This is a genomic window from Candidatus Hakubella thermalkaliphila (assembly GCF_013281975.1).
Lineage (GTDB): Bacteria > Actinomycetota > Humimicrobiia > Hakubellales > Hakubellaceae > Hakubella > Hakubella thermalkaliphila.
This window is the reverse complement of record NZ_BLRZ01000104.1, coordinates 1-6,514: the sequence shown is the minus strand read 5'-3', so window position 1 is coordinate 6,514 and position 6,514 is coordinate 1. Positions and strand designations below refer to the sequence as shown.

General features: G+C 46.2%; 8 protein-coding genes and 1 tRNA gene. 8 read left to right on the top strand and 1 reads right to left on the bottom strand.

Annotated elements, in window-relative coordinates; all coding sequences use genetic code 11:
* Positions 1-57 precede the first annotated feature (57 nt).
* The 3 genes from holB (at position 58) to HW443_RS08810 (ending at position 2,221) form a co-directional block, all read left to right on the top strand.
* Positions 58-1,185, top strand: a complete 1,128-nt coding sequence (gene holB, locus HW443_RS08820) for a DNA polymerase III subunit delta' (protein ID WP_176238075.1) — start codon at positions 58-60, stop codon at positions 1,183-1,185.
* A 4-nt stretch (positions 1,186-1,189) separates the two neighbouring features.
* Entirely contained in the window at positions 1,190-2,014 is an 825-nt protein-coding gene (locus HW443_RS08815) for a PSP1 domain-containing protein (RefSeq protein WP_176231500.1), read from the top strand.
* Positions 2,015-2,146: 132 nt separating this feature from the next.
* A tRNA-Thr gene (locus HW443_RS08810) sits at positions 2,147-2,221 on the top strand.
* 4 nt (positions 2,222-2,225) lie between these two features.
* On the opposite strand, the gene HW443_RS08805 is transcribed toward HW443_RS08810, so the two are convergent.
* Positions 2,226-2,699, bottom strand: a complete 474-nt coding sequence (locus tag HW443_RS08805) for a helix-turn-helix domain-containing protein (RefSeq protein ID WP_176231499.1) — start codon at positions 2,697-2,699, stop codon at positions 2,226-2,228.
* Positions 2,700-2,933: 234 nt separating this feature from the next.
* Here HW443_RS08805 and HW443_RS08800 point away from each other — a divergent pair, with 234 nt between their 5' ends.
* The 5 genes from HW443_RS08800 (at position 2,934) to HW443_RS08780 (ending at position 6,438) form a co-directional block, all read left to right on the top strand.
* Complete coding sequence (locus HW443_RS08800) at positions 2,934-3,887, top strand: RNA-guided endonuclease InsQ/TnpB family protein (RefSeq protein ID WP_176231498.1); 954 nt, start codon at positions 2,934-2,936, stop codon at positions 3,885-3,887.
* A gap of 131 nt (positions 3,888-4,018) precedes the next feature.
* On the top strand, positions 4,019-4,324 hold the full coding sequence (locus tag HW443_RS08795) for a hypothetical protein (RefSeq protein WP_176227407.1): 306 nt from the start codon (positions 4,019-4,021) through the stop codon (positions 4,322-4,324).
* A gap of 584 nt (positions 4,325-4,908) precedes the next feature.
* Positions 4,909-5,727 carry a uridine phosphorylase gene (udp, locus tag HW443_RS08790; protein WP_176231497.1) on the top strand — a complete coding sequence of 273 codons (819 nt, stop codon included), beginning with the start codon at positions 4,909-4,911 and terminating at the stop codon, positions 5,725-5,727.
* A 207-nt stretch (positions 5,728-5,934) separates the two neighbouring features.
* Entirely contained in the window at positions 5,935-6,153 is a 219-nt protein-coding gene (locus HW443_RS08785; protein ID WP_176227132.1) for a TA system antitoxin ParD family protein, read from the top strand.
* A 3-nt stretch (positions 6,154-6,156) separates the two neighbouring features.
* Positions 6,157-6,438, top strand: a complete 282-nt coding sequence (locus HW443_RS08780) for a type II toxin-antitoxin system RelE/ParE family toxin (RefSeq protein WP_176227131.1) — start codon at positions 6,157-6,159, stop codon at positions 6,436-6,438.
* Positions 6,439-6,514: the final 76 nt, after the last annotated feature.

Genomic DNA, 6,514 nt, shown 5'->3' with positions numbered 1-6,514 from the left:
ATGAGTGTCTAGTCCCGACCGAGACGGTTGGCCGGGAAGCGCACAAGGGTTGCCCTCATGGGAGCGATGGTTTTCGACGACATAGTTGGCCAGGATCAGGCGCTAGATTTCCTTAAAAAAGTTCTAAAGAGCGAGCAGATCAGCCATGCCTACCTTTTTGTAGGACCTGAGGGAGTTGGCAGGAGAAAAACGGCTCTGGCCCTGGCCGCAGCCCTTAACTGTGCTAAGGGAGGATGTGGCCACTGTTCCAGATGTCGGAGAACCATCAGAGGAGTCTATCCTGACCTTAAGCTTATCCAGCCGGAGGGCAACTTTATTACTATTGAGCAGATAAGAGAGCTCCAGGGAAGCATCAAATTGAGATCTTATGAGGGCCACCGAAAAGTGATAATCATAGACGAAGCTGGCAGTATGAACGCCGAGGCCTCCAATGCTCTTTTGAAGACTCTGGAGGAACCGCAAGATGAGGAGGTTTTCATCTTAATTGCTGCCAGCGTAGAAGAGCTGTTACCTACCATATCATCGCGTTGCCAGGTCGTGCCCTTTCGGAGGGTTCCCCGGGAGGCCATTATTCGGGAGATGGTGGACAGGCGTGGAATTGACCAATCCCAGGCGGATAAGATAGCCAGAATAAGTGGGGGGACTTATTCCCGGGCTCTGGAAATGCTGGAAGGGGAAGGTTGGAGGCTGGAGAGGAGAGAGGAGATACTCTCTCTCCTGAAAAAAATTTCCGGTTCCCCAGTAGAGGAAGCCTTCTCCGTGGCCGGCGCTCTCCTCTCCCAGGCCGTGGGAGACCAGGATAATCTTCTGGAGGTACAGAAAGAAGAGATGGAAGAGTCCCTGGAGGTGGCTATGAGTCCCAGGCATGGTGCCTTCATCAGAAACAAGTTGAGAAAAAGACATGCCCGACAGCTCAGTCGTAAGAGGAGTTTAGAAATAAATGACATTTTGGATATAATATCTTCATGGTACCGGGACCTCCTGGTCTACCAACTGACAGCACAGGATAGCTTTCTCATTAACCGGGACCACCGCAATGAGATCAGAGATATGGCCCGCAGAGCCAGAATCGAGAGGTTAACTAATGTACTTAAAGAAATAGGGAAAATTCGCCGGATGGTGGGATTCTATGTCAACCCCGGGGCTGCCTTCGAGTATCTATGTTTATTACTGAGGGAGGTCTAGAAATATGCCTACGGTGGTAGGAGTTGTATTCAGGAAAGCCGGCAAAGTTTACTACTTTGACCCCGATGGGCTGGAACTTTCTTTAAACGAAAGCGTGGTTGTCCAGACCGCTCGAGGGCTCGAATATGCCACTGTTGTTTCCGAAGTTATGGAAGTAGACGAAGAGGATTTGGCCGGCCCTCTAAAAAAAGTGCTGCGGCGGGCCACTTACCACGATAGAGCCAAGCACATAGCCAACGAGGCCAAAGAACAGAAGGCCTTGAAAGAGTGTACCAGACTCCTGGACAAGCACGGCCTCAATATGAAAATAGTGAATGTGGAGCTTCTTTTTGACGGTTCCAAGATGATCTTTTATTTCACCGCTGATGGCAGAGTGGATTTCAGGGAGTTGGTCAAAGAGCTTGCTTCCCGCTTCAAGATCAGGATCGAGATGAAACAAATCGGAGTCAGAGATGAGGCTAAGATGATCGGAGGCCTCGGGCTCTGCGGTCGCAGGTTATGCTGTACCCAATTTCTTTGCGACTTCGAGCCTGTCTCCATAAGGATGGCCAAGGACCAGGATCTTCCCCTCAATCCCATGAAGATATCCGGGGTATGTGGCAGATTGATGTGCTGTCTCAAATATGAACATGATGTCTACTGTCAATTCAAAAAGATAGCTCCGTCTATTGGTACCCGGGTGGAGACGGAAAAAGGATGGGGAATGGTAGTGGGATATAATGTTCCCAAAGAGAAAGTGGTATTAGAGCTGGAGTCCCAGTTACGAATGGAAGCCCCCCTGTCTGAGCTTACCAGGGCTGGCAGGCATGTTAGAATGGTGAGGAAGTAACAATATCTGAAACTGCGAGGGAAGAGGGAGAAGCTCTTCCCCAGGAGGAGACCGTAGTGGGTACGGTTAGGGTTGCCATCCCCGCCTAAAAGGATGTGAGTAAGGCTGATAAGCTTTTTCAGGTTTAACCAGGCCGGCGTAGCTCAATGGTAGAGCAGCTGAATCGTAATCAGCAGGTTGCAGGTTCAAGTCCTGTCGCCGGCTCCAGAGGCTAAAATACCTGATCAAGCCCACCTTCACCTCCTTTTTGGTCTGTGGAAAGTTTTCTATCCCGCAGGGCTGTAGCTGTTTCAGCAAACAGGACTAATTCCTTCACTTTTATCCCACTTCTAATAAGATTTATGGTAGTTTTGAAGAGCTCTGCAGCGTTTTCCGGTCCCAGGAGCTCTGTAATCTTCTGAGATAATTTGCTGGCTTCGTTTTCTACTTCTATCTCCTGAGAAAGATCATGACGGATCAGAGCGTCGTAACTGAGCTCAAAGTAGTCGGCTATTTTAGCCAACGTATCCACCCGTACGTGCCTGTTCTCTTTCATCTCGATATTCCTGATCTGGACCGGTGAGAGCTCAATACGTTTTTTCTTTTCCATGATCCTGGACATCTCGCTATAGTTCAATCCTAACTGACTTCTCAGATATCTCAAGTTTCTGGAGACAAGATTTGGTGGTCTCTTAATCCGAGGCATGGTCTATACCCCCTGGTTTAAAAATTTAAATTAGGACTTTATAAACAAAAAACAAAGCAACTCTGCTTATTGTAAGTCAGAGAGGAGAGGATTTCAATTTATAGTTATGAATATAACATGATTTCCATCTTTACATATTCAATGATTTATGCTATAGTTCTTTGAAAAGAGAGCGAAGTCTGAGAAAACTTGATTCACTATTCCGGAAGGATGCCACCCGTCAGGGAGGTGATATTGAAACAAAGGCGATATGATGAACTTATAGAGCCAGGCAAGGACGGAATTGAACGTGAGTTGGCAGAGGTCCGTTCAGCGACCAAACTTACTAAGCCAGACTACCATCTCAGGGTCCATGGACATCAAGTCGGAGCAGAGAGCCTTAATAAATTTTCAAGGGAGGGGAATACTGCTTCGGTCTGGTCTATCGATGGCAGATTGAGAAGTGGCTTTGTTTGCCACAATCCCAGGTATCTTCCCCACATCAAGGGGGAAGCGGATCTCGTTTATCGGAAGGGGAAGTTTTTTCTTTTTCAGACTGTTGAGATTCCTGAAGAAAATATTAAAGACGTTGAAGAATTTATTGGCGTGGATTTTGGGGTAAACAATATCGCTACTCTTTCCGATGGAATTCAGTATAATTCGAAACAGCTTGATAAGGTGAGGAACAGATATTCTAGAACAAGGCAATCTCTTCAAAGCAAAGGCACGTCTGGCGGCAGAAAATGCCTGAAACGGCTTAAAGGTAGAGAGGCAAGATTCGCCACGGTGACCAATCACGCTATAGCAAAGCAGGTTGTAGAAAAAGCTAAATCTCTCAATATGGGAATTGCTCTTGAGGATTTGACTGGCATTAGAGAGAGAACAAAAGTTAGGAAAGTTCAACGAAGAAAACACCATTCTTGGGCCTTTGCGCAACTTCGTTTTTTTCTCCAATATAAAGCCAGGCTCGCAGGCATTCCTTTTGTCATGGTCAACCCACGATACACTAGCCAGACCTGTAATATTTGCAAGATGATTGGTCACAGAAAAGGTCCCTCGTTTAGTTGCCCAAACTGTGGCAATATCTCTGATTCTGATGTAAATGCAGCCAAAAATATTGCTCAGTTGGGGATCGCCGTAACCGATCCCGAAAGGGGAAGCATGATTTGCTCCATTCCCCTAATGCCCTGTCAGCTTGCTGCAGGGTAGTTTACAGCAACATTCTTTACTCATAGACCAGGAGATTTGGGAAGGTATCTGGAAAGCATGCGTGATCTCTGGATAGAAATCAAAAAGCAACCCCAAGGCGGGGGATATCTAATAATTCAGGATTGGGGAATATGAGCAAGAGAGAAGACTTAAATAAGCTGATTAAGCAATACGAACTGGGTGTACGCTATCTCGAAGAGGCTACTTTTGAAGAAGTCGCTTCTTTGTTGGTCTATCGGGACTCAATAGCGGAGCTTTTGTCCAATATAGGCAACCAGGAAGATCGAGAGAGAATTGCTAACATGGATAAAGAGCTGAGGAGAAAACGTAACCTGGTTGCGGAAGATATCCGGTTTTTGCGAAAATCGGGCAAGCCAGGCTCTTCATGGTGGTGGTATCTCGATAAGATAACTGAAGAAGAAAGGGCTACCGCTTAAGCCCATTTACCTAAACTTCTGCCAGAAAGCCTCGCATTTTAATGCTGGGGATGAATGGGCTCTTGCTTTCTTGTTCTTAATGTGCTATTATGCTTATGGCACTTTGGCAATGTATAAGGTTGTGGCCACAATCCTGCGCCATGTAAAACATTGTGGGTATATCTGGTGAACTTAAGGATTCTCCAGATTAAAAAGTATCAGGGAGCAATCTCTGTAGTCGCAGCTATGGCACCTGCCTCCGGGTTTCTTTTGAACCCCGGTGTTGCTCAAGATATCTTGAGAATCCCCGCACTTTAGTGCTGGGGAGTGTCAGTCCTTAGAGCTGCCTGTAGCTATCTAATGGGCGGCCCGGGCCAAAGGGAAAAAGGAGATAGTTTGTCCAGCGGCCCGGGCCGCATTGTCTTAATGTGGATACGGCCTGATCTCTAGGGCTCTGGCTCACAAGTTTGGTGGCGTATTTTGTTGCAAAACGAACCACGATGCTAAAGATAATATTTGATCGGATTTGCCAAACGGTGTACTCAGTCACGGGAGCAAAACGAGATGGGATGCATCCCAAAGCATCTGAAAGGAGATGATTGTCTATGGCTGATAGCCTGGCCCGAGAGGCTGAAGAGGTTCAATATCACCTTCAGTGCAAAAAAGGCGATGTGGGCAGATATGTCTTTTTGCCTGGAGATCCAGGGAGATGTGAGCTCATCGCCAGAGAGTTTGATCAGTACTGGGAAGTAGCCTACAACCGGGAGTATAAGACTCTTACTGGAACGGTGGATGGGGTGAAGGTATCCGTTACCTCCACCGGTATAGGAGGGCCCTCAGCCGCCATTGCCGTGGAAGAGCTCTCTCGTATAGGGGCAGATACTTTTATAAGAGTGGGGACTTCGGGTGGTATGCAGTGGGATCTACTTCCGGGAGATCTGGTTATCGTCTCCGCGGCGATACGGGATGAGGGTACTACCCGGCAGTATATGCTCATAGAGTATCCCGCTGTGGCTCACCTGGATGTGACCAATGCCCTGGTTCAGGCAGCTAAAAACAAAGGCGTGAGATTTCATGTGGGTATCTCCCAGTCCAAAGACTCCTTCTACGGGCAGCATGAACCAGAGAAAATGCCGGTGGGTCAGGAACTGTTAGCCAGGTGGGACGCCTGGGTAAAGGGAAACGTACTGGTATCGGAAATGGAAGCGGCCTCGGTCTTCGTTTTGTCCAGTATAAAGAAGCTGCGAGCTGGCTGCATATGTCTGGTGGTGGCTAACCAGGAAAGGGCTAAGATAGAAGGCAAGTGGGAGATAAAGGAAGACCTGACCGACCTGATTAAGGTTGCTGTGGAAGGAGTGCGGGTATTGATAGAAATGGATGGAGAGGAGAAAGTGCAGCTGCGAAAAGTCAAACGTGAGTTGTGACGCACAAAGCTCAACCAACAGGAAAGTTTCTGGAAGATTGAATATCCGTAGGGAAACGGCTAACAAATCGTTGCAGCGGATGGCGTAAACGCCGCCGCTGAACTCAGTCGTTAGCCCTAGAATTACAAAGCCCAAGCAAGTTGCATTTTGCTATGCAATGATTTATAATGATAACAAATGGAACAATGGAACAGGGGGGTAAATACTATGGCAACAGCAGTACGAATATCTGAAGAACTGGTTGATGAGGCAAGGAAATTCAGCCGTATAGAGCATAGATCTTTAACTGGTCAAATTGAACACTGGGCAAAAATAGGCAAATGTGCTGAAGAAAATCCAGACTTAACCTATAGTCTTATCAAAGAAATACTTATGGGAATAGAAGAATTAGAGCGAGGTGAAAAATTGGAATATAAGTTTGGATAGCAGATGAAAATCTATCAATCAAGAATATTTGAAAACAAAATCAAGAAGTTTTTAAAGCAAGAAAAAGGAATATTAGATAAAGAAATTAAAAGGATAATAGAAAATCCTTTTGTTGGAGAAGAAAAGAAAGGAGACCTTCGGGGTGTATATATTCATAAGTTCAAAATCAAAACTATTCAGTATCTCCTTTCCTACAGGATGATTAATAATGGTTTAGAATTAATTATGATTGGTCCACACGAAAATTACTATCGTGATTTGAAAAGTTATTTAAAGAGAAGATAATAGGGGCTAACTCATAAGGTGCACCAAACGTTGACACCTCTTGGTGACATTAAGAAGGACCACCAAACGTTGACAC

Coding starts and splice junctions, on each gene's coding strand:
- holB (WP_176238075.1), top strand. CDS start 58: ATGGGAGCGATGGTTTTCGACGACATAGTTGGCCAGGATCAGGCGCTA.
- HW443_RS08815 (WP_176231500.1), top strand. CDS start 1,190: ATGCCTACGGTGGTAGGAGTTGTATTCAGGAAAGCCGGCAAAGTTTAC.
- HW443_RS08805 (WP_176231499.1), bottom strand. CDS start 2,699: ATGCCTCGGATTAAGAGACCACCAAATCTTGTCTCCAGAAACTTGAGA.
- HW443_RS08795 (WP_176227407.1), top strand. CDS start 4,019: ATGAGCAAGAGAGAAGACTTAAATAAGCTGATTAAGCAATACGAACTG.
- udp (WP_176231497.1), top strand. CDS start 4,909: ATGGCTGATAGCCTGGCCCGAGAGGCTGAAGAGGTTCAATATCACCTT.
- HW443_RS08785 (WP_176227132.1), top strand. CDS start 5,935: ATGGCAACAGCAGTACGAATATCTGAAGAACTGGTTGATGAGGCAAGG.
- HW443_RS08780 (WP_176227131.1), top strand. CDS start 6,157: ATGAAAATCTATCAATCAAGAATATTTGAAAACAAAATCAAGAAGTTT.